The following is a 21,793-nucleotide window of genomic DNA, read 5'->3' as shown; positions in this document are numbered from 1 at the left end:
GCGGGACGTGCTCAATGCCACCATGAGCACCACCGTTTCTTCCTCGCCGTTCCGCGACCGCCTCGAACTGGAGCGCGGGCGGATCGCGATCGGCGGCGTGCACGCCCTCGTCCGGCTGCTGCTGGACCAGCGGCGCGCGGACGCCCGCCGCGGCTGGACCACCGCCGGGTTCGTGTCCGGCTACCGCGGGTCCCCCCTGGGCGGCCTCGACCAGCGGCTGATGCGCGACGCGAAGCTTCTCGAAGGCAACGACATCCGGTTCGTGCCCGGGGTGAACGAGGAGCTCGCGGCGACCGCGGTGTACGGGTCGCAGCTCGTGGAGCACCTGCCGGGGCCGCGTTACCAGGGCGTCTTCGGCCTCTGGTACGGCAAGGCGCCGGGCGTCGACCGGTCGCTGGACGCCTTCAAGCACGCGAACTGGCTGGGGACGTCCGAGCGCGGCGGGGTGCTCGCGGTGGTGGGCGACGACCCGTCCGCGAAGTCGTCCACGCTCCCGTCGGCGACGGAGGGCGCGCTCGCCGAGGCGTTCATGCCCGTGCTGGTCCCGGCGTCGGTGGGCGACCTGCTCCGGCTGGGGCGGCACGGGTTCGAGATGTCCCGGTTCAGCGGTGCCTGGACGGGCTTCAAGGTCGTCACCGACGTCGCCGACTCGTACGAGACGGTGGACGCCGAACCGGTGCCCGACCCAGTGCTCCCGGACTTCGCCTGGCGGGGACGGCCGTGGCGGCCGACGCGCAAGCCGGGCGTCGACCTCAAGGACACGACGTCCCTCGAACCCGAGGTCCTGGAGGGCCGGCTGCGGGCGGCCGCGGCCTACGCCGCCGCGAACGGCCTCGACCGGATCGAGGGCGCCACCGGTGACGCGGCCATCGGACTCGTCGCCGCCGGGCGCACCTACCTCGAACTGCGCGAGGCCCTCGACCGGCTCGGCCTGGACGACGAGGCGCTCGCCCGGCGCGGCGTCCGGCTGCTGCGGCTCGCCATGATCTACCCGCTGGACGCCGGACGGCTCAGGGAGTTCGCGCGCGGCCTCCGCGAGATCGTCGTGGTGGAGGAGAAGCGGCCGTTCATCGAGACGCAGATCCGCGACCTGCTGTACGACCTGGCGGACCGCCCCGCCGTCCACGGCAAGAAGGGGCCTGTCTTGGGTGGGGGGACGACCCCCCACACCCCCCGGGACGGGCGGGACGGCACCGACCTCCTCCCACCAGACGGGGCGCTGGAGGCCGACCGGATCACCCGGGCCCTCGCCCGCTTCCTCGCCGACCGCGTCGGCGAGGAGCACGTCGACCTGCGCGACCCGGTCCTGGCGCCGCGCAAGCCCAGGATCGAGCTGCTGGGCGCGACCCGCACCCCCTACTTCTGCTCCGGCTGCCCGCACAACCGCTCGACCGTCGTCCCGGACGGGTCGGTCGCGGCGAGCGGCATCGGCTGCCACGTGATGACCGTCTTCCAGGACCGCAGCATCGGCACGACCCAGATGGGCGGCGAGGGCGCCATGTGGGTCGGCGCGGCGCCGTTCAGCGACACCCCGCACATGTTCCAGAACCTCGGCGACGGGACGTTCTTCCACTCGGGGAGCCTCGCCGTCCGGCAGGCCGTCGCGGCCGGCACCAGCATCACGTTCAAGATCCTTTACAACGCGGCGGTCGCGATGACCGGCGGGCAGGACGCCGACGGCGGCTCCGACCCGGCCGCGGTCACCCGGATGCTGCACGCCGAGGGCGTCGCGAAGATCGTCGTGGTGGCGGACGACCCGTCCCGCTACCCGCGCGGGACGGACTGGGCGCCCGGCGTGAAGGTCCGGCACCGCGACGACCTCGACGCCGTCCAGCGGGAGCTGCGCGAGATCCCCGGCGTCACCGTGCTGCTGTACGACCAGGCGTGCGCGGCCGAGACGCGGCGCAAGCGCAAGCGCGGCCAGGCCCCCGACCCGAAGACCCGCGTGCTGATCAACGAGGCGGTCTGCGAGGGCTGCGGCGACTGCGGCACCAAGTCCAACTGCCTGAGCGTCGAGCCGGTCGAGACCGAGTTCGGGCGCAAGACGCAGATCAACCAGACGTCCTGCAACAAGGACTACTCGTGCCTGGACGGCGACTGCCCCTCGTTCGTCACCGTCGTCCCGGGCGAGAAGAAGGCCCGCCCGACGCTGCCGCGGATCGGCGAGCCGGACGAGCCCGCGTCCCGTCCCGAGTCGGCGGACGTCCTGCTCGTCGGCATCGGCGGCACCGGCGTCGTCACCGTCAACCAGGTCCTCGCGACCGCCGCCCTCATCGACGGCCGCCACGCCCGCGCGCTCGACCAGACCGGGCTCAGCCAGAAGGCCGGCGCGGTCGTGTCGCACCTGCGGATCGGGGACGCCGGACGGGACCGGCCCGGCATGGTCGGGGCGGGTGGCGCCGACGCCTACCTGGTGTTCGACTCGCTCGCTGGAACGTCGGAGCCGAACCTGCGCCGCTGCGCCCCGGACCGCACCGCCGCGGTCGTGTCGACCAGCGAGGTCCCGACCGGGCGGATGATCGTCGACACGTCGGCGTCGCTGCCGCCGAGCGCGTCCCTCGTCCGGCGGATCGCGGACCGCACCCGCGCGGACCGGCTGGTCGCCCTCGACGCGCTCGCGCTCGCCGAACGCTGGTTCGGCGGCACGGCCACGGCCAACTTCGTCGTGGTCGGCGCCGCCTACCAGTCGGGGCTGCTGCCGCTGTCGGCGAAGGCGATCGAGGAGGCCCTGGCGCTGAACGGCGTGCAGGTCGAGGCGAACGTCCAGGCGTTCCGGGCGGGGCGCCGCCTCGTCCTCGACCCGGGCTGGGCGGCCCCGCCCGCGGCGGCGCCGGCGACGTCCCCGAGGCCGCTGGACGCGACCGCGCCGGCCGCGCTGGCCCTGGTCGAGGCGTCGGACGTGCAGGGCGAGCTGGCCCGCGTCCTGCGGCTCCGCGTCCCCGACCTCGCCGCGTACCAGAACCTCGCGCTCGCCAAGCGGTACCTGGACGCCGTGCTGCGCGTCGCCAGGGCGGAGGAGCGGGCGGGCGCCGACGGGCGGCTCGCGGTCGCCGTCGCGCGCAACCTGTACAAGCTGATGGCCTACAAGGACGAGTACGAGGTCGCGCGCCTGCACCTCGACCCGGAACTCGCCCGCCGCGCCGAGGAGCAGTTCGGGGCCGGCTCCACCGTCGCGTACATGCTGCACCCGCCGCTGCTGCGGGCGATGGGCATGGACCGGAAGATCGCGCTCGGCCGGTCGGCCCGCCCGGCGTTCCGCGCGCTGCGCGCGATGCGGCGGCTGCGCGGCACCCCGCTCGACCCGTTCGGCGCCACCGCGCAGCGCCGCGCCGAACGCCGGCTCGTCACCGGGTACGTCGCGGTCGTGAACGAGCTGGTCGCCGGGCTGGACACCGGCCGCCACGACCTCGCCGTCGAGATCGCCGGACTGCCGGACATGGTCCGCGGGTACGAGGACGTCAAGGCCGCGAACATCGCCCGCTACGAGGAGCGGCTGCGCGAGCTGCTCGCCGCCTGGCGCGCCGAGCGGTCGCCGAGCCGGGTGTGACGGTCAGGTGATCGCGCCGGTCACCGCGCCGACCAGCGCGATCACCACCATCTGCAGTGCGAGGAGCTTGGCGAGCGGGCGCGGCGCGAGCCGATGCTCGTAGCACTGCTCGACGAGCATCCGCAGCTGGTCGCGCAGCCGCATCCGCGGCGCGGAGTGCCGGGACGGGACGCCCCGGAACACCGTCGGCGGCGGCTGCTCCTCGACCGGGCGCACGAGGACGCTCGTCACGGCACGGGTCGGCACGACCATCCGCTCCCAGTGCAGCGCGTCCAGCGGCAGCGGCTTGCCGTGCCCGTCCAGCTGGAAGATCGGCCCGCACAGGGTGATGAAGGGCACCTCCGGACCGCGCCCCGCCGACTCCTCCCCGAGCAGCCCCCGAAAGGTCGCGCCGCTGTTCAACGTGATTTCCAGTTCGACCTCGCGTTCGGAATAGTCGGTGCGCAATCGCGTGTCCGGGCGCACGGCCGGTGGAAATGGCCCCGGGCGATTCTCCAGCCGCGCCAATACCGCCGCGGCGAGAGAGGACAGCGTCAGGGAAAACGCGAGGTAACAGCAGACCGTCCAGATCGCCTCCGGCGGGGCGATCTCCGGACGGCCGCGCCCGCCGAGGAGATCGCCGAGACCGAGCAGCGAGCCCTGACCAAGCGCTTCCAGCACGGTCAGGGTCACGGTCGTGATCAGCGTCCCGGCGATGAGGACCCGCGGGCACCGCGGGGGCGCGGTCGCCAGGCCGGGTCGTTCCCGGCGCCCGCGCATCAGGTCGAAATGCATGCCCGGAACGGCCGCAAGGGCCAGCAATGCGACGGGCACGACAATGGAAGCCTCGGTCATGGTCACCCCAGTCCGCCATCGGGGATCATGAGTTTCAGATCCTTTCAGTTGGACCATGGAATCTCAACATCAAGACGGCTGACGAATAATCCAATTAGGCCCCGTCGAACCGGCCGCACCGGCGGCGCGTATCTCCTGACATGCCGGGACCACGCCCGGCGCCGGACAGCGACGAGGGTGACGGTCGAGTGGAATCGGGCTTGCGGCTGACGGATCGCTACCGCCTCGTGGAGCGTCTCGACGACGGCGGCACGATGGAGGTCTGGCGCGCCTGGGACGAGCTGCTCGGCCGTCCCGTCGCGGTGAAGCTGCTGGCCCCCGACCGCGCCGACCTGCGCCGCGCGTTCCAGGAGGGCGTCAACCGCGCCGCCGGGCTGTCCCACGCCGTCCTGGAGACGGTCTACGACAGCGACCGGACGCGCGACGCCTCCGGGCGGCTGGCGTCCTTCGTCGTGACCGAGTACCTCGGCGGCGCCGAGACGCTGGCCGACCGGCTCGGGCGCGGTCCGCTCACCGCGTCCGAGGCGGCCGACGTCTGCGGGCAGATCGCCGGGGCGCTGGAGGCCGCGCACGCCGCCGGGGTCCCGCACGGCGACCTGAAGCCGGGCAAGGTCATGCTCACGTGCGACGAGGTCAAGGTCGTCGACATGGGCTTCGGCGGGATCGTGCGCACCGCGCGCGATCCCGCCGAAGCCGGGACGGAACTCGCGATCGCCGCCGACGCGAAGGCGGCCGACGTGCGGGCGCTCGGCACCGTCCTCGCCTCCTGCCTCTCACCGGGGGCGCCCGGGGAGCTGTCCGCGCTCGCCGCCCGCTGCCTGGGCGCGGACCCCCCGTCCGCCGGCGAGATCGCCGACCTGCTCGGCGCCGACGACGGCCCGCCGAACGCCGCCTTCACCGCGCCGGGCGCGGCCCCGCGGGCCGGGCAGCGCACCAGGACCATGCGGCCGCCGCCCGCGCCGCGTGGCCGCCCCCGCAGGACGGGCGTCCGCCTCGCCGCGGTGGCCCTGGTGGTCGCGATCCCCGCGACGGCCGCCGCCGCGATCCTCGTGTCGGCACCGCGCAGCCCGATCACCGTCCCGCCGGCCCGGACGGGCACCGCGCCGCCGCCGTCCACACCGCCACGGACCAGACCCCCCGCCACGGACGCGGGCGTGACGAGCGCCCTCGGACGGCTCCGCCCGATCGTCTCCCGCGGCTACGCCTCCGGCGAGATCCGCTCCGATGTCGCGATCGACCTGAACAACGTCATCACCAACCTGGAGAACGACCTCACCTCGGACCGGCAGGTGGACGTGAACCAGCGGATCGCCTCGCTCCAGGACAAGATCGTGACCCGCCGGCGGGAGCGCGGCCTCTCGCCCGACCTCGCGGACGAGCTCAACCGCGTCCTCGCCACCATCCAGGCATGACGGACGAGGAGGTGCCCACGGGGTGGCGGCGCGAGGAGCTCGACCGCACGCCGCACACGTCCCGCCTCCCCTGGCTCGCGATCGGCGCCGTCGCCACCGCCACGATCGTCGCCGCGACCATCCTCGTCCTCGGCATCGGCGACACGCTCTCCAGCCGGGACCGCTCGGCCGGGCGGCTCCTCCCGCTCCAGGCGGCCTCCCCGACCGCCACGGCGTCGCCGTCCGAGACACCGGAACCCGAGCCGCCCCCGCCGGCACCGGAGCCGACGACCGGCGAACCCGAACCGCCCGAACCGAAGGATCCGCCCGGCACGAGCGTGCACGAAGCCCTGCTGAGGCTCCGCCACTCCGTGCACGAGGGCATCGCCGCCGGGGACGTCCGCGACGACGTCGGGCTCGACCTCACCAACGTGATCAACGGGATGCTCCACCGGGGCCGGCAGGGCCGCCGGGACGTCGCCTTCCTCCAGCACAAGATCGCCACCCGGACCCGCGAGGGCGGTATCTCGGGCGGCCGCGCGCGGGAGCTGCACGTCATCCTCGACCACGCCGAGATCTAGACGCACCCCTCGAACTGCGGCACCTCGATGATCGACAGGTCGAGGCCGGTGCCCCCGAACCAGCGGTCCATCAGCGTCGCCGCCGTCCCGTCCTGGTACATGCGGGTGATCGCCCGGTTGAGCGCCTCGCACCCGTCGGTATCGCCCTTGCGCAGCCCGATCCCGGTGTTCTGCTCACTGATCCGCGCGTTGACGAGCCGGTAGCCCCGCCCCTCCTGCTTGATGAGCCCGGCCAGGATCACGTCGTTCGTCGTGATCGCGTCCACCGACCGGCCCTTGATCATCTCCATGCACTCGTCGTAGCTCCGCGCCGGGACGGTCGTGGCCGTCATGCCGTGCACGGCGAGGAGCCGCTGGATCGGGTCGGCGCCCTCGACCGCGCAGAACCGGCGGCCCTTCAGGTCGCGCACGCCCTTGACGCCGCGCTCGTCCGTCCGCACGAGCACGTCCTGGTACGACATGTAGTAGGGGCCCGCGAACGCGATCCGCGTCTTGCGCTCCGGGGTGACCGACAGCGTCGCGAAGACCAGGTCGGTGCGGCCCGATGTCAGGGACGGGATCCGCTCCGACGCCAGCACCTGCACGAAGCGCACCTTCTTGCCGAGCCGGCCGGCCACGTACCGGGCGACGTCGATGTCGAACCCCTCGAACCGCCCGCCCGGGCGCCGGAGCCCGAGCCCCGGCAGGTCCGGCCGCACCCCCACGACGAGGGTCGACTTGTCCAGCAGCGACTCGCTCCCACCCTGGCCGCACGCGGTGAGGGCCCCCAAGACCAGCACGACCGCCGCCAGAACCCGTCCTGCACCCACAGCCGCACCTCCACGATCCGCCAACCCTATCGGGACACGACACGTCCGCCGGATACCATCGAGCACCGAGAACGGAGGGGTGTGCAGGAACTCAGCCAGGAGGACTTCGCCGCGCTGCTGGCGTTCCGCACCGGCCTGCGCCGCTACCTGCGCTGGAGCGAGGAGGCGGCGCGCACGGCCGGCCTGACCCCCGCCCAGCATCAGCTGCTCCTGGCCGTCCGGGGCCACGGAAGGGACCGTCCGCCCACCGTCGGCGAGCTGGCCGCCCACCTCCTGCTCCGCCACCACAGCACGGTCGAGCTGATCAACCGCGCCGAAGCCGCGGGCCTCGTCCGGCGTGAGCGCGACCCCGACGACAACCGGGTCATGCGGGTGCGGCTGACGCCCGCGGCGGACCGCACGCTGGCCGAGCTGACACGGGTCCACCTGGCCGAACTGCGCGACCTGGCGCCCATCCTGGACCGCCTGAGCGCCGAGCTGAAGACGCTGGAAGGCTAAGGCCCAGCGGGCCCGAACTCCACACAGCAGCGGCCCGGACCGGGGGCGAGCACGGCCTCGATGGCGGACGCGCCGAGCCCGTCCACCATGCCCGCCAGGAACGCGTGGTTGACCCCGCACACCAGATCGGGATCGTCCCCGGCCAGCGGGTGGAACGGGCAGTTGCGCAGCCACAGCCGGGCCGGCCCCTCCCGCTCGGGCTCGAACCCGTGCCGCTCCAGAACCTCCGCCGCGCACGTCAGAGCACGCTCCACACCGAGCCGCCCGCCCCTGACGGGACGGCTCTCCGCCTCACCGAGCGCGCGCCCGCGCTCCCCCGCGGCCCGCACCGCCGCGTCCCTGCCGCTCTCCCCCTCGACCTGCCCGCGGACGGCGTCCATCAGGATGCTCGCCAGGAACCCGTGCTCCCGCTGCGGGATGCTGACCCGCACGTCGAGCCCGGACGGCTCGTACACCTTGGGCGCCTGCCCCACCCGCCGGACGCCCGGACTTCCGTAGCGGGGGGGGCAACCGCGCCTTCCGCACCGCCCTGGTCCACATGTCCCTGAACCTCACCGTGACCTTCGCCTACGTGGCCGGCTTCGGCTGGCGCATGGGCGACACCACCACCGCGGTGAGAGCACCGCACCCGAGCGCTCCTTCCCGATCCCGGTCGTCCTGGGCCACGGCCTCTTCGCGGTCGTCACCCTGGCCCTGGTGGTCATCACCGTCCTCCAGGCCTGAGAGCACGCCGACTTGACGACACCATATCGTTTATCGTTATTATCGAGAAACGATAACCGAAGGAGTCGTCATGCCCCCCAGATCCGCCTGGACCCGAATCGACAGCCACGCCCTGGAACTCACGATCGGCCTGGCCCTCCTGCTGGTCGGCCTGTTCCAGATACTCTTCCCCGTCCTCGGAGTGACCGGCCCGTTCCCCCCGATCGACACCCGGAACGTCCAGATCGACAAGCCGGCGGAGGTGCCGGCCCTACGCTCCGGCGGCACGACCCTCCAGGGCACCCACGACGCCGAACTGGCGTTCGCCGACCCCGCCTTCTGGGACCGCGTCCTGCTGGCCACCCCCCACGTCGTCCACGCGGCGCTGATCATCGTGATCCTGTCCCTCCTCATGCGGATGGCCGTGACGTTCCGGACCGGTGACGTCTTCGTCCCGGCGAACAGCCGGCGCCTCTACGCGATCGCCGTCACCCTCCTCGTGACCGCCACCGCCGTCCCCGCCCTCGACATGATCACCACCGATGCCCTGATCAGCGGCACCCCCCTCACCGATACGGTCAATTCCACCTACACCCTGCAAACCTCAACGGTCATCCTGTCCATCCTCGTCGCCGCCCTAGCGGGCGCGTTCGCCCACGGCACCCGCCTGCGCGCCGACACCGAGGGCCTGGTCTGATGCCCCCGGAAGACCCCCACCACATCTCCGTCCACCTGGACACGCTCCTCGCCGACCGCGGCATGACCCTCACAGAGCTGGCCGAACGCGTGGGCGTGACACCGGTCAACCTGTCCATCCTCAAGAACGGCCGGGCCAAGGCGATCCGCTTCACCACCCTGAGCGCCCTCTGCCGAGAACTCGACTGCCAACCAGGCGACCTACTAACCCACGAAAAGCCCTAGGACAGCCACCAGCGCACAGACGGCGACCGTCGGGCGCTGGGCGAGCAACCGTCGGCCGCGCAGACAGCAACCACAAGCCACCAACAGCCACAAGACCAGCAACCGAACCACCGGGCGCGCGGACAGCAACCGTCGGACGCGACAACCTCAGCCGGTACAGCAACCCCCCAACAACCCAAACAGTCGCGATTGCGTCCGAAGGCAGGTTCGAGCGAAGCAAGAACCTGATCGCGCAGCGAGCCGCTAGGCGAGCCGGAGCGATGCAGCAATCGCACGTGGTTTTCGGGGTTCGGGCCCCCACGGCCCCGAACCCCGAAAACCACAAACAAATACAGCAGGCACCTCTCCGGATGAGGTGCCTGCTGTGCGGGTTCCGGACGAACCGAACCTCGCGGTCCGGGTCAAGGCTTCGCCCGTCTCCCGTGTCTTCGGGGTTATGAGGCGCCGGCGATCACTTCCGTTTCTGGCTCGGGGACGGGGCGGGTCGGCTGGAGGCGGCGGGGGGTCATGCCAAGGGCGGCGATCGCGGCGATCACCATGAACCCCCCGACCATCAGCCAGGAGTTGACGTAGGCGGTGTGGGCGTCGGCGTAGCCGTGCGGGGTGCCGAGGACGGCGACGGCGAGGCTGACGCCGAGGACGGTGCCGATCTGCCGGCTCATGTTGACCACGGCGCTGCCGGTGGCGTAGCGGTGGGAGGGCAGGTCGGCGGCGGAGGCGGACAGGATGGTGGGGAGGGCGAGTCCGACGCCCGTCCCGCCGATGAGCCAGCCCGGCAGCATCTGCGTCGCGTAGGCGGGCGCCGGGCCGAGGCTCATCGCGATCATGACGACGCCGAACGCGCAGAGCATGCACCCGGCGGCGGTGATCAGACCGACGGGGATGCGCGCGGCGACGAGGCGTCCGGCGATGAGCGCCATGATGGGGACCATCAGCGGGCCGGGCGCGACGGCGAGCCCGGTCTTGATGGGCGAGTAGTGCCAGACCTGCTGCATCCAGAGGACGCCGAGGAGCAGGTTGGCGGCGAACGCCACGGTGAAGAGCAGGATCGCGGCGTTGGACCAGAAGAAGGTGCGGACCGCGAGGAGCGCGGGTTCGATGACGGGCGCGGGGTGCCGCAGGGACCGCAGCCAGAACCAGGTGAGGCCGAGCAGCGCGGCGCCGATGACGAGGGTGGTCTGCTCGCCGGGCCAGTCGTTGATCTTCACGACGCCGAGGGCGAGCAGCGCGACGGCGAGGGTGAGGACGGCGGTGCCGGGCAGGTCGGGGACGCGGGCGGTGACGCCTTCGCGCGAGTCGGGGACGAGCCGGACGGCGAGCACGACGGCGGCGATGCCGATGGGGATGTTGACCTCGAAGACCCAGCGCCAGGAGATGTCGACGAGGACGCCGCCGATCGCGGGGCCGGCCGCGGCGGCGAGCGCGGAGGCGGCGGACCAGATGCGGACGGCGCCGCCGCGGCGGGCGGCGGGGAAGGCCGACAGCAGGAGCCCGAGGCTGGTGGGGATGAGGGCGGCGGCGCCGGCGGCCTGCAGGACGCGGAAGGCGACCAGGGACCACAGGTCGGGGGCGGCGGCGCAGGCCTGGGAGGCGAGGGTGAAGACGATGAGGCCGAGGACGAGGCCCTTCTTGCGGCCGTAGCGGTCGGCGAGCCGCCCGAGCGGGACGAGCAGCGCGGCGAAGACGATGGCGTAGCCGTTGAGGACCCAGGACAGGTCGGCCATGGACTGCCCGGCGAAGTCGCGGCCGATGTCGTCGAAGGCCACGTTGACGATGAACAGGTCGAGGCCCGCCATGAAGGAGGCGACGGAGAGCACCGCGAGCACCGGCCCCGTGCGTACCTGACTTTGTTCCACCATAGTCAGGGAGGCTAGCGAGCCACCTGACTTTGGTCAAGCGAAGTCAGCAGGTTTATAGTGGGCGGGTGACAATCGCACTTGAGGGGCACTTCGCCGACCGTGACGCCTGGTCGATGCAGAACTGCCCGGTCGCGAGGACCCTGGCCGCGCTCGGTCCGCCGTCGGCGGTCCTGGTGCTCAGCGAGGCCTTCTTCGGGACCAACCGTTTCGGTGATTTCGTGCGCAACCTGGGCATGACCGAATCGGCCGTCACCGCCCGGCTGCGCCACCTCGTGGACTTCGGCCTGCTCAGCAAGGAGCCCTACCAGGAGCCCGGGCAGCGCACGCGCTACGAGTACCACCTGACGAAGATGGGCCTGGACCTCGCGCCGACCCTCGTCAGCCTCATGGAGTGGGGCGAGACCTACCTGCCCGGCGACGAGGGGCGCCAGGTCATGCTGACCCACAGCGACTGCGGCGAGCGCGTGACAGCGCAGGTCAGATGTACCGACGGCCACGACGTCGGGGTCGACGAGATCGTCATGGGCCCGCCGGAAGAGTCCGACGGCGGAGCGGAGGACCGGGGAGCCGCGGACTAGGAGGCGTGCCGGGTGCCGCCGGCGAGCCGCAGCGCGTGCTCGACCAGCGACACCAGCACCTGCTTCGCCGACACCGTGTGCCGCGCGTCGCACAGCAGGACGGGGACGTGCGGGTCGATGTCGAGCGCCGTCCGGATCTCGGCCGGCTCGTAGCGCTCCGCGTCGTCGAAGCAGTTGACGGCGACGATGAACGGGGTGCCCTTGCGCTCGAAGTAGTCGATCGAGGCGAAGCTCGCCATCAGCCGCCGCGTGTCGGCGAGCACGACCGCGCCGAGCGCGCCGCGCGACAGCTCGTTCCACATGAACCAGAACCGCTCCTGGCCGGGCGTCCCGAACAGGTAGATCGCGACGCCGTCGCGCAGCGTGATGCGGCCGAAGTCCATCGCCACCGTCGTGGTCGTCTTGGCGGCCACGCCGTCGAGGTCGTCCACGCCGACGCTCGCGTCGGTCAGCGCCTCCTCGGTGCGCAGCGGCCGGATCTCGCTGACCGCGCCGACCAGCGTCGTCTTCCCGACGCCGAACCCGCCGGCGACGAGGATCTTCAGCGCGACCCGCGGGCCGTCCGCCCGCTCGTCGGCCTCGTCCTGGACGGGGTCGTGGCCGGCGGCGGGGGTGCGGCCCCCCGCGCCGGCTTCGTCGAGACTAGAGCGCACGGAGCTCATCGAGAACCCTCCTGAGCAGGTTCGGGTCGTTGTGCGGCTGGACGTAGACCGGTGTCGTGGGCGACGTCGGCGAGGGGGGCGCGGACCACCGCTGGACGTCCACGAGCCCCGAGTCGATCAGGTCGCCGGCCAGCACCCGGATCACGCCGAGCGGCAGGTTCAGGTCCGAGGCGAGGTCGGCGAGCGCGTGCGGACGCCGGCACAGCGCCAGCAGCCGGCGCTGCTGGCGCGACAGCCGGCCCGGCTCGGGCGGCTCCCGGCCGGTCGCGACGAGGATCGCCACGATGTCCAGGTGCTCGCCGCTCGCGCGGGTGCGGCCGCGCGTCACCGCGTACGGCCGGACGATCGGCCCGGCGGCGGCATCGAGCCATCGCTCTCTGCCGGGACCCCGAGGAGCACCGGGAACGTCGCTGGGGTCCATGCCGGGTCACCTGTGTCCGGGGCCGGGCGCGCCCTGTCTCAGTCCGGTGGACAACTGCCTGCCGACCCGCTTGACCAGCATCGTCATCTCGTAGGCGACGAGGCCCGCGTTCGCGCCGACCTCGCTGAGCAGGGCCAGGCAGCTGTTGGCGCCGGCGGGGACGACGAAGAACAGGCCCTTGTCCATCTCGATCATCGTCTGCCGGATCTCGCCGGAGTCCAGCTGCGGGCGCGCCCCCACCGCGAGGCTGTGGAATCCGGCGGCGAGGGCCGCGAGGTACTCGGAGTCCTCCCGCCCGACGCCCCGCGACATGCCCATCACCAGCCCGTCCCGGGACAGGACGACGACCTTGCGGACCTGCGGGACCCGGTCGACCAGATCGTCGAGGAGAAAGTTCAGCTCGGCCGCGACTCCCTGCTGGGTCATGATCTTCCCTCCATGCCGTTCGCGGGACCCTCGGCGGGCCCTTCGTCCTCGTCCCGGCCGCGCAGCCAGCCCGCCTGCAAGGACGCGAACAGGTCACGGGAGGCCTCCGCCGACCGCTCCTCCCACGCGGCGACCGCGTCGTCGGGAAAGGTGGTGGCGGCGGGCTCCTCCTGATAGGTGTCCGAATCGCGCAGCTGCGGCGCCAGGTTGCCGCCGCGCACCCGGCGCGGCAGCGGGGTCCGCCCGCCGCCGGACGCCTGCGCCTGCCCGAACGGGGCGGTCTGGCCGAACGACACCGCGCCCTCCCCGAAGGAGGCCGGCGTCTCGTACTGGCCGCTCGACCCGGCGTAGGGGTCGTGGCCGTAGGCGGGGATGTGCGGCCCGCCGGCCTGGAACGGGCGCGTGGCGTCGAACGCCGGGGGCGACCCGTGCGACGGTGGGGTCCCGTACGACGTCGGGGTCTGGGCACCGTCGTCGAACCCCACCGTCGCGTCATACTCCGGCTGCTCCTCGAAGGACGCCGGCGCTTCGGGCGGCGCGGACGTGTCGTACACCGGGGCGTTGAGCATCGCCGTGGACGACGACGGCGCCTGCTCGGGCCAGGCCTTCAGCGACCCGTTCGGCGGCGTCGCCCCGTTCTGCTGGGCGGCCCCCGCCCGCGCGACCGGGACGTCCCCCCGCGGGGCGCCCGCGGCCACGTTCTCGTCCTCGGGCTGGTCGACGTCCACGATCAGCCGGCGCGGGATCAGCACGACAGCGCTGACGCCGCCGTACAGGGACGGCTGGAGGGCGACCTTGATGCCGTGCCGCCCGGCGAGCCGGGAGACGACGAACAGGCCGAGCCGGTCGGTGACGGCCAGGTCGAACTCCGGCGGCCGCTGCAGCCGCAGGTTCAGCGCGTCCAGCTCGGACTGGTCGAGCCCGATGCCGCGGTCGATGATGTCGACGGCGAACCCGTTCGCGCCCATCTCGCCGCGGACGAGCACCTCGGTCGGGGCGGGCGAGAACACCGTCGCGTTCTCGATCAGCTCGGCGAGCAGGTGGATGATGTCGGCGACGGCCTCGCCGATCACCGCGGCCTGCCCGGACACCACGACGACCTCGACCCGGGTGTAGTCCTCGACCTCGGCGACCGCGGCGCGCAGCACGTCCTCGACGTGCACCGGGCGGCTCCACCCGCGGCCCGGGGACGTCCCGGACAGGATGACCAGGCCCTCGGCGTGGCGGCGCATGCGGGTGGTGAGGTGGTCGAGGCGGAACAGGTCCTCCAGGACCTTCGGGTCGGACGCGTCGCGCTCCATCTCGTCCAGCATCCGCAGCTGCCGGTGCAGCAGCGACTGGCTGCGCCACGCGACGTTGAGGAACACGCGGCTGATGCCCTGCCGCAGGTAGGACTCGCGGACGGCGGTCTCGATCGCGGTGTGCTGCACCTTGGTGAACGCGTCGCCGACGCTCGCGACCTCGCGGCTCTTGCCGATGACGAGCGGCGGCGCCTCGGCGTCCACGTCCACCTCCTCGCCGCGTCTCAGCCGGGCGACGACGCCGGGCAGCCGGTCCTCGGCGAGGTTCAGCGCGGCGCGCTGGAGCCCGCGCAGCTCCCGCGACAGGCTGCGCGCGGCCAGCAGCGACAGGATGATGGACGCGATCACCGCGAGCAGCCCGAACCCGCCGGCGAGGACCAGCCGCATGATGATCCGCTCACCGATCGGCTTGGCCATCTCGTTGAGCGCGAGGCTCGCCTCGGTGACCTTCTGCGCCCACGCCTGCGACAGCAGCTGGGTGGTGGCCTGCCAGTCGGCCGCCTCGGGCGGCAGCCGGTCGCCGCGCGCGTTCACGATCGCGGTCTCGGCCGCCCGGTACCGCTTGAACCCGTCGGACGCGGCGAGCTGCTGGAGCGGCCCCCGGATCTTGTCGTTGAGGTCGGCGAGCCCGGCGTCGAACTCGCGCCGGCCCTCCGCCGCCCACTGGACGAACGCGGTGTGCTCGGCCTGGGTGAGCCGCCCGTTGCGCGCCATCGCGGCGACGACGAGGGAGTCCTGCCGCAGCATGTAGGCGCGGGCGTTGCCGAGGCTGATCAGGGCGCGGCCCTGGGTGAGGATCGCGACGTCGTTGACCGTCACCAGGCCGTTGAAGACCTTGATCACCTGGTCGAGCATCGTGCTGTAGGAGTTGATGACCTCCAGCGGCTGGACCTGCCCCGAGTCGACCCGGGCGCGCAGCTGCGGCAGCCGGTCCAGCGCCTTGATCGCCTCGGCGAGCCGCTGCTTGGTCTCCGGCTCGGCCGCGTCCCGCGCCTCGGGCGACAGCGCGGTCCCGCGGAACGCCTTCTCGACGGCGCTCACCCGGGCGCGCTGCCCGCCGAGCTTCTGCCGGTCGGCGGGGTCGCGGGTGCTGAGCGCGACGACGCTGAGGGAACGTTCCGCCTGGAGCTGGTTCACCAGGTAGATGCCGGGAAGGCCCATCTTCTCGTACGTCGTCGAGAAGTCGTACTTGTCGAAGGCGTCGCCGAGCGTGATGTTCGCGGCGAACGCCCACAGGGTGATGAGGGACACCAGCGGGACCAGCAGCAGCGCCGTGATCCGCAGCCGGATCGGGCGCCGCCGCCGGACGCGGCCGGACGCGTCGTCGCGGGGTGTCTTGGAGGTCATCGGATTCACTACCTCATGCCGGGGCCGGGGGGTGCGGGGGTCAGGGGCGAGCCTCGTCCAGGGCCGCGCGGGCGACCAGGCCGCGCAGCCGGCCCGAGATCATCTCGACGGCCTGCGCGTGCCCGCGCACGGCCCGCTCCCGCGTGGTGTACTGCCCGATGTCCGCGTGCATCGCGTGGTCGGACACGATCGTCTGCCAGAGCAGCGGCCTTCCGTTCGCCGCGAGTCCGAGGTCGATCACGGTGAACCAGGTCGAGACGACCACGACGACGGCGCCGACGCGGATGACGTCCTGGGCGACCAGGCGTCCGCGCACGTCGAGCAGGAGCCGCTGGGCCTCCTCCGCCGTGGCGCGCAGTCCGTCCGACCGGTAGTACTCGGGGGACCTGTGGAGATCACTGGGCATGGCACATCCCATCGCCGTACCGGGAATGCGAGGGAAAAGGGTGCTCAGTGACCGGGGTGGTCGTCCCGCGGCCAGGCCAGCACCTCGCACCAGACCGACTTGCCGGACGGCGTGTGGTCGGTGCCGTGCCGGTCGGCCATGACCGCGACGAGGAACCAGCCGCGGCCCGTCTCCTCCATGAGGTCGACCTGCCGGGTCCGGGGGACGGCGGCGCTCTGGTCGTGCACCTCGACGCGGAGCCGGGCGCCCGCGCGCAGCAGCCGCAGGCAGAGCGCGGCGCCGGGGATCGGCGCGTGCCGGACCGCGTTCGTGACGAGCTCCGACACGAGGACCTCGGCGTCGTCGGCGACGTGCCCGATGCCGGACGCGGTGGTGACGGACCGGCTGAAGCGGCGCGCCCGGGGGACCGACTCCCGTTCGGCGGGCAGCGTCAGCTCGCCCAGCAGGAGCGGGACGGGGTCCTCCATCGTCCCGAGGTCGTGCGGCGGTGTGGTGGTGGCCAGGGTGCTAGGGAGTTCGATGGTGTGGTGTTCGCCCGACATGATGAACGCCTCCTTGACTAAGGCGTGTCGCCCGGGTGCGGCCCGGCCGGGATGCGAGGCCGCGGTGGGCGTGGGGGGATGGTGCAGGTGCCGCCGCCGTTCGGGCGGACGGCGGCACGGTGTTCGAGGGGCACGGCCCGGTCATGACGGACCGCCCTCCTCGGCTTGGGCGTCCGCCCGCGCGCGAAGCAGCCGGGCGGTACTGGTGAACCACTCGTAGTTCTCCTGCTCGAACCGGCGTCCGCGCAGGCAGGTGAGGTAGGGGCCGAGTGGGGACCCGGTGCGCAGGAACGTCTCCTCGTCCAGGTCGCCGCGCAGGTGCTTCAGGGTGCGCTCGAAGACCTCGATCTTGGCGGCGGAGGCCACCGCCCGGTCCTCCAGCTGCGCGATGACGGAGTCCGCGGAGATGTGATCCACGGCCTGCACCATGACGAGCAGGTTCTCGCGGATGATGCCTGGCTTGGCAGGAGTGGTGGCGAACCGTTCGAGCTCGGCGACGCCGGCCTCGGTGACGGTGTACACGCGCTTGTTGGGACGGTCGTGCTGGATGATCTGCCGCCCGCTGATCAGACCTTCCGTCTCCAACCTCGACAGCTCCGAGTAGAGCTGCTGCGGTACGGCATGCCAGAAGTTGGAGACCGACAAATCGAAGATCTTGGCCAGCTGGTAGCCGCTGTACTCGCCGTCGAGCAGCGCCGCCAGCACCGCGTGACGTAGCGCCATCGGCCTTCTCTCCCCGCCTTGACTCAGGGTGATGCCCGACGTTACCAGACAACGACATGATTAGTCATCATTTTGACTAGGATCGGTTGGTTCGGATTTTGACGATCTTCGGACCGCCCGGCCGGGCGGTCACGCGCGTGCCCGGCGGAGCTCGTCCACGCCCGGTTCGAGATCGCCGGCGAGCGCGGTGATCTCCCCCTTGAGGAAGGCCGCGCGGGTCAGGCGGCGCTGCATCTTGCCGCTCGTGGTGTGCCGGACGGTGCCCCGCGCGGCCAGCACGACGCTGACCGCGGGCAGCTCGAACGTCCGGGCGACGCGGGTGCGGATGAGCGAGGCCAGCTCGTCCAGCGGCGTCCCGGCGGCGGACCGGGTGCTGATCTCCTGGACGATCACGACCTGCTCGCGGCTGCCGTCCACGGACCCGCCGACATCGGCGTCGATGGCCCCGTCGATCGCGAACGCCGCCCCGACGAGCGCGGCCGGATGGGCCGCCCGCGCCGTCTCCTCGATGTCGTGCGCGTGGATGTTGCGCCCGTTGACGATGATCAGGTCCTTGATCCGCCCGGTCACGTACAGCTCGCCGTCGGAGACGAAGCCGAGATCGCCGGTCCGCAGGAACGGGCCCTCGCCGGCGGCCGTGCGCGCCTCGAAGGTCGCCATGCTCTGCTCCGGGCTCCCCCAGTAGCCGTGGGCGACGCTTCCGCCCCGGACCCAGATCTCGCCCACGCGGCCCTCCGGCCGCTCAGCGCACGTCTCCGGGTCGACGACACGGACGTCCAGGCTCACCGGGCGGCCGCTGCTGACGAGCCGCCTGGCGCCCTCCGGCCCGTCGCGGGGCACGGCCTCGTCCCGGGTGAGGGCCTCGGCGTCGAAGTCGCGGACCACCGGTCCGCCGCCCAGCGGCGCGGCGGTGACGAGCAGTGTCGTCTCCGCCATCCCGTAGCAGGGCATCCACATGCCGCGCCGGAACCCGATCGGGGCGAACCGCTCGGCCATCGCCTCCAGCGTCGCCGCCCGGACCGGCTCCGCGCCGTTCTTGGCCACCCGCAGCGACGACAGGTCCAGGCCCTCCAACTGCCGGTCGGTGACCCGGCGCAGGGCCAGCTCGTACCCGAAGTTCGGCGCGACGGTGATCGTCCCCCGGTAGCGGGTGATCAGCTCCAGCCACAGCACGGGGCGCTTGATGAACGCGATCGGCGAGGTGAACACGTACCGGCAGCCGAGGTAGAGCGGCTGGAGGAACTGACCGACCAGCCCCATGTCGTGGTAGTGCGGCACCCAGCCGACGCCGACCGTGTCCGTCGTCCCCTCGATCCGGCGCTTGATCTCCTCACCGTTGCTCAGCAGGTTCCCGTGGGTGACCATCACGCCCTTCGGCTCGCTGGTCGACCCCGAGGTGTACTGCAGGAAGGCGACCGTGTCGGAGTCGAAGCCCCGCGGCGTCCAGGCGCCCGGATCGGACTCCTTGCCCGCCTGGGTGTCCAGGCAGTGGACACGCCCCTTCAGCCCCGCGGCCGACAGCCACGCGTCGAGGGTGCCCTTGTGGGCGGTGTCGGTGAGGATCAGCGTGATGTCGGCGTCCTCGATGATCCGGCGGGTGCGCCCGAACCGGCCGGCGTCCAGGTCCGGCAGCGGCGCCGGGACGGCGATGACCCGCGCGTAGAGGCACCCCAGGAACGCCGTCAGGAACTCAAGGCCCTCCGGATACAGCAGCAGGACGGCCCGGTCGCGCAGCCCCCGCGCCTCCAGGCGCCAGCCGAGGACCCGGGCCTTGCGGTCCAGCTCGGCGAAGCCGAGCACGTTCTCCTTGTACGTGCGGCCCGGTTCCTCGCTGATGAAGGTGAACGACCGGTCGTCGCCGTGCACCCGGATGTTCTCCCGGGCCAGCGACACGAAGTCCTGGTAGGGCGGCATGAGGCCTCACTCGTCCTCGGCCAGCGACAGCAGCGAGAACCAGCCCCGCTCGCCGGCGTGGAACATCGCGGCCTCCAGCGAAGGGAGGAAGTCCTCCGAAAGGGAGGTGTCGGGCTGCGCGCGCTGGAGCAGCCGCTGCAGGCACAGCACGAGCCACTCCCCCTCGGCGAACGGGCCGCCGAACGCCTGCCGGTTGTGCAGCCACGTCAGCATGCACGAGACCATCGCGTGCAGCTCGCAGTACCGCTTGGCCCGCGCCAGCGCCGCCACCGACGAGGCGTCGCCCTCGCTCGCGCGGATGCCCTGGTCCACCTTGGCGCGCAGGCCGCCGATCCCCGACAGCAGGTCCTTCAGCTCCGCCGCGACGCCGGGCGCCGCGTGCGCGTCGGCCTCCGACAGCACCTCCTCGGCGATCTGCTCGAACCGCTGGCCGACCTCGTCGCGCCCCTCGTTGGTGAGCTGGAGCATCCGGCCGTCCGGCTCCCACGCCGGCGGGGTCCGCGTCCAGCAGAACAGGTCGGCGAGCAGTTCGTCCTCGCGGCCCGTCTCCTGCGGCGGCTCGATCAGGTACGGCAGCTGCCCGGCGACGTTGGCCAGGTTGACGTGCGTGGTTCCCTCGAAGATGCTCGCGATCGCGTGGTCGCGCTGCAGCTTCTGGAACACCCCGTGCGCCACGCCCTCGCGCAGGTACCCGCGCGCCGCGAGGACGGTCCCGATGCTGGCCACGACCTCCTCCCCCATGACGGGGACGAAGTACTTCACGATCGACGACCACAGGCTGAGCCGCCCCGGCGCCACCGTCAGGCAGCGCGCCACCGGGATCGCCACGCACTCGGCGATCAGCAGGTCCAGATGCGCCTTGACCAGATGGTCGCGGATGACGGGGATCTTGTAGATGTCCGAGCCGTAGAGGGTGCGCTGCCGCGCGTAGTCCATGCCGATGCGCACGACCGCGTCCATCGTCCCGACCGAGAGCGCCGCGATCGCCGTCCTGGTGATCTGCAGGGTCTTCAGCGTCTGCACGAGCCCGGACCCGCGCCGCCCGATCACCCGCTCGGCCGGCAGCCGCGCCCCGGAGAACGCGACCCCGCTGAGGTCGTGGCCGCGCAGCCCCACCGTCCGCACCGGCGGCAGCGTCGACCAGGAGGCCGGGTCGATCTCCCGCTTGTCGACCAGGATGAGCGAGAAGTCGCGCGGACCCGTCTTGGCATAGGTGGTGACGAAACGGCCGCGCGTGGCGTTGCCCACCGGCCACTTCACCCCGGTCAGCACCAGCTCGCCGTCCCGGATCTCCGCCTCCGACTCCGACGCCATCACGTCGCTGCCGTGGTCGGCCTCCGAGACGCCGAAACAGGCCAGGTCACCGCACAGCACACCGTCCGCGACCGTCCTGCGCTGCCAGGTGTCGCCCCACAGCCACACCGGGTTCACGGCCAGCAGCCCCGACCCGTACATCACCGCCACGGTCACGCTGCGGCGCGAGATGCCCCGGGTGACGAAGAACAGCTCCTCAAGCGTCGTCAGCCGCCCGCCGAGCGGCGCGGGCACCAGGTACTTCGGGAAACCCCAGGCCCGGACGGCGTCGACCGCGCCCGGCGGGATCTCGTCGCGCTCCTCCGCCTCCACGATCGCCTTGTAGGAGAACGGCCCGGCCTCGTCGTCCATGGGGTCGCCGAGGAAGCCGTCCAGGTCGGCGGCGATCCGGTGCGCCGGCGACAGCATCTCAAGGGACAGTTTCTGACGGGGCACGGCCCGATGGGACACCGTCCCGGGCGGTGCGGGGTGTACGGGGACCTTACTGTCCATCTTTCCTTCGACTCCCTTTGTCTGGGTCGCTCCCTAAAACTGCGCGGTACCGGACGGGCCCCCCGTTCCTCCAGCACCCCCCGCGCCGCCGGCGTCCGCCACGCCGCCGGCGTCCTGCACGTCTTCCATGCGTCTCCCGACCGCCCGCGCGAGCGTCATCGCCGCCGGAAGCGGGCGGACCATGACGGTCAGGCCGGTCACGAGGCCGGTGTCGCCGTAACTCAGCAGATCGAGCCCCTGCACGGACTTGCCCATCACCCGGGCGCTGAAGATCAGCGCCTGCGCGGGCGGGCCGGTGCCGTTCGCCGGCCGCACCAGCTCGTCGGTGTAGCGGAAGTCCTCGAAGACCTCCAGCAGCACCCCGAGCAGCGCGGCGACGGCGTCGCGGCCGAGATAGGGCTTCACCATCACCGGGCTGTGGAACTCGATGCCGGGATCGAGCGCACCGGTGATCGCGGCGAGATCCTTGGCCTCCACCGCCGATCGGAACGTTCCGGGGACCGTCATCCGGGCTGCTCCCTTCGC

Annotated in this window: 21 protein-coding genes; 7 read left to right on the top strand and 14 right to left on the bottom strand. The window is 72.4% G+C overall.

Annotation, left to right across the window (positions count from 1 at the left end):
• Nucleotides 1-22 precede the first annotated feature (22 nt).
• Nucleotides 23-3,547, top strand: a complete 3,525-nt coding sequence (locus ABGB11_RS01080) for an indolepyruvate ferredoxin oxidoreductase family protein (RefSeq protein ID WP_347627777.1) — start codon at nt 23-25, stop codon at nt 3,545-3,547.
• 3 nt (nt 3,548-3,550) lie between these two features.
• Here ABGB11_RS01080 and ABGB11_RS01075 read toward each other — a convergent pair whose 3' ends face one another.
• Nucleotides 3,551-4,381: a DUF6338 family protein gene (locus tag ABGB11_RS01075; protein ID WP_347627775.1), complete on the bottom strand. Its 831-nt coding sequence runs from the start codon at nt 4,379-4,381 to the stop codon at nt 3,551-3,553.
• Between the two features lie 200 nt (nt 4,382-4,581).
• On the opposite strand from ABGB11_RS01075, the gene ABGB11_RS01070 reads away from it, so the two are divergent.
• Both ABGB11_RS01070 and ABGB11_RS01065 read left to right on the top strand, forming a co-directional pair.
• Nucleotides 4,582-5,793, top strand: a complete 1,212-nt coding sequence (locus tag ABGB11_RS01070) for a hypothetical protein (RefSeq protein WP_347627773.1) — start codon at nt 4,582-4,584, stop codon at nt 5,791-5,793.
• Nucleotides 5,790-6,353, top strand: a complete 564-nt coding sequence (locus tag ABGB11_RS01065) for a hypothetical protein (protein ID WP_347627771.1) — start codon at nt 5,790-5,792, stop codon at nt 6,351-6,353. The genes ABGB11_RS01070 and ABGB11_RS01065 overlap by 4 nt, the downstream gene beginning before the upstream one ends.
• Here the strand turns inward: ABGB11_RS01065 and ABGB11_RS01060 are convergent.
• A complete protein-coding gene (locus tag ABGB11_RS01060; RefSeq protein ID WP_347627769.1) occupies nt 6,350-7,162 on the bottom strand; it encodes a transporter substrate-binding domain-containing protein in 813 nt (270 codons plus the stop codon). The two genes, ABGB11_RS01065 and ABGB11_RS01060, sit on opposite strands and share 4 nt — an antisense overlap.
• A gap of 81 nt (nt 7,163-7,243) precedes the next feature.
• On the opposite strand from ABGB11_RS01060, the gene ABGB11_RS01055 reads away from it, so the two are divergent.
• Nucleotides 7,244-7,660: a MarR family transcriptional regulator gene (locus ABGB11_RS01055; RefSeq protein ID WP_347627767.1), complete on the top strand. Its 417-nt coding sequence runs from the start codon at nt 7,244-7,246 to the stop codon at nt 7,658-7,660.
• Here the strand turns inward: ABGB11_RS01055 and ABGB11_RS01050 are convergent.
• On the bottom strand, nt 7,657-8,133 hold the full coding sequence (locus tag ABGB11_RS01050) for a hypothetical protein (protein ID WP_347627765.1): 477 nt from the start codon (nt 8,131-8,133) through the stop codon (nt 7,657-7,659). The two genes, ABGB11_RS01055 and ABGB11_RS01050, sit on opposite strands and share 4 nt — an antisense overlap.
• A 320-nt stretch (nt 8,134-8,453) precedes the next feature.
• Between ABGB11_RS01050 and ABGB11_RS01045 the strand changes: the two genes are divergently transcribed.
• Nucleotides 8,454-9,059, top strand: a complete 606-nt coding sequence (locus tag ABGB11_RS01045) for a DUF2975 domain-containing protein (protein ID WP_347627763.1) — start codon at nt 8,454-8,456, stop codon at nt 9,057-9,059.
• Nucleotides 9,059-9,283 (top strand): helix-turn-helix transcriptional regulator, encoded by a 225-nt coding sequence (locus ABGB11_RS01040; protein ID WP_347627761.1) that lies wholly within the window; start codon nt 9,059-9,061, stop codon nt 9,281-9,283. Before ABGB11_RS01045 ends, ABGB11_RS01040 begins: the two co-directional genes overlap by 1 nt.
• Before the next feature lie 434 nt (nt 9,284-9,717).
• Here ABGB11_RS01040 and ABGB11_RS01035 read toward each other — a convergent pair whose 3' ends face one another.
• Nucleotides 9,718-11,142: an MFS transporter gene (locus ABGB11_RS01035; protein WP_347627759.1), complete on the bottom strand. Its 1,425-nt coding sequence runs from the start codon at nt 11,140-11,142 to the stop codon at nt 9,718-9,720.
• A 65-nt stretch (nt 11,143-11,207) separates the two neighbouring features.
• Here ABGB11_RS01035 and ABGB11_RS01030 point away from each other — a divergent pair, with 65 nt between their 5' ends.
• A complete protein-coding gene (locus tag ABGB11_RS01030; protein WP_347627757.1) occupies nt 11,208-11,720 on the top strand; it encodes a helix-turn-helix domain-containing protein in 513 nt (170 codons plus the stop codon).
• On the opposite strand, the gene ABGB11_RS01025 is transcribed toward ABGB11_RS01030, so the two are convergent.
• The 10 genes from ABGB11_RS01025 to ABGB11_RS00980 form a co-directional block, all read right to left on the bottom strand.
• Entirely contained in the window at nt 11,717-12,382 is a 666-nt protein-coding gene (locus tag ABGB11_RS01025; RefSeq protein ID WP_347627755.1) for an ATP/GTP-binding protein, read from the bottom strand. The genes ABGB11_RS01030 and ABGB11_RS01025 overlap by 4 nt on opposite strands.
• Nucleotides 12,363-12,803, bottom strand: coding sequence for a DUF742 domain-containing protein (locus ABGB11_RS01020; protein ID WP_347627753.1), 441 nt, complete (start codon nt 12,801-12,803; stop codon nt 12,363-12,365). The genes ABGB11_RS01025 and ABGB11_RS01020 overlap by 20 nt, the downstream gene beginning before the upstream one ends.
• Before the next feature lie 6 nt (nt 12,804-12,809).
• Nucleotides 12,810-13,229 carry a roadblock/LC7 domain-containing protein gene (locus ABGB11_RS01015; protein WP_021593229.1) on the bottom strand — a complete coding sequence of 140 codons (420 nt, stop codon included), beginning with the start codon at nt 13,227-13,229 and terminating at the stop codon, nt 12,810-12,812.
• On the bottom strand, nt 13,226-15,877 hold the full coding sequence (locus ABGB11_RS01010; protein WP_347627751.1) for a nitrate- and nitrite sensing domain-containing protein: 2,652 nt from the start codon (nt 15,875-15,877) through the stop codon (nt 13,226-13,228). The genes ABGB11_RS01015 and ABGB11_RS01010 overlap by 4 nt, the downstream gene beginning before the upstream one ends.
• A 40-nt stretch (nt 15,878-15,917) precedes the next feature.
• A complete protein-coding gene (locus ABGB11_RS01005) occupies nt 15,918-16,283 on the bottom strand; it encodes a hypothetical protein (protein ID WP_021593231.1) in 366 nt (121 codons plus the stop codon).
• 44 nt (nt 16,284-16,327) lie between these two features.
• A complete protein-coding gene (locus ABGB11_RS01000) occupies nt 16,328-16,825 on the bottom strand; it encodes an ATP-binding protein (RefSeq protein ID WP_347627748.1) in 498 nt (165 codons plus the stop codon).
• A gap of 141 nt (nt 16,826-16,966) precedes the next feature.
• Nucleotides 16,967-17,548, bottom strand: a complete 582-nt coding sequence (locus ABGB11_RS00995; protein ID WP_021593233.1) for a PadR family transcriptional regulator — start codon at nt 17,546-17,548, stop codon at nt 16,967-16,969.
• Nucleotides 17,549-17,677: 129 nt separating this feature from the next.
• Complete coding sequence (locus ABGB11_RS00990; RefSeq protein WP_347627746.1) at nt 17,678-19,462, bottom strand: fatty acyl-AMP ligase; 1,785 nt, start codon at nt 19,460-19,462, stop codon at nt 17,678-17,680.
• A gap of 6 nt (nt 19,463-19,468) precedes the next feature.
• Entirely contained in the window at nt 19,469-21,211 is a 1,743-nt protein-coding gene (locus ABGB11_RS00985; protein WP_347627744.1) for an acyl-CoA dehydrogenase, read from the bottom strand.
• Nucleotides 21,212-21,301: 90 nt separating this feature from the next.
• The gene (locus ABGB11_RS00980; protein WP_347627742.1) at nt 21,302-21,775 is read right to left on the bottom strand and encodes a nuclear transport factor 2 family protein; all 474 of its coding nucleotides are present in this window, start codon (nt 21,773-21,775) and stop codon (nt 21,302-21,304) included.
• Nucleotides 21,776-21,793: the final 18 nt, after the last annotated feature.

This window comes from Actinomadura sp. B10D3, assembly GCF_039871695.1.
Classification (GTDB): Bacteria; Actinomycetota; Actinomycetes; order Streptosporangiales; family Streptosporangiaceae; genus Spirillospora; species Spirillospora madurae.
The sequence above is the reverse complement of the archived record's forward strand: the minus strand, read 5'-3'. Positions and strand labels throughout refer to the sequence as shown.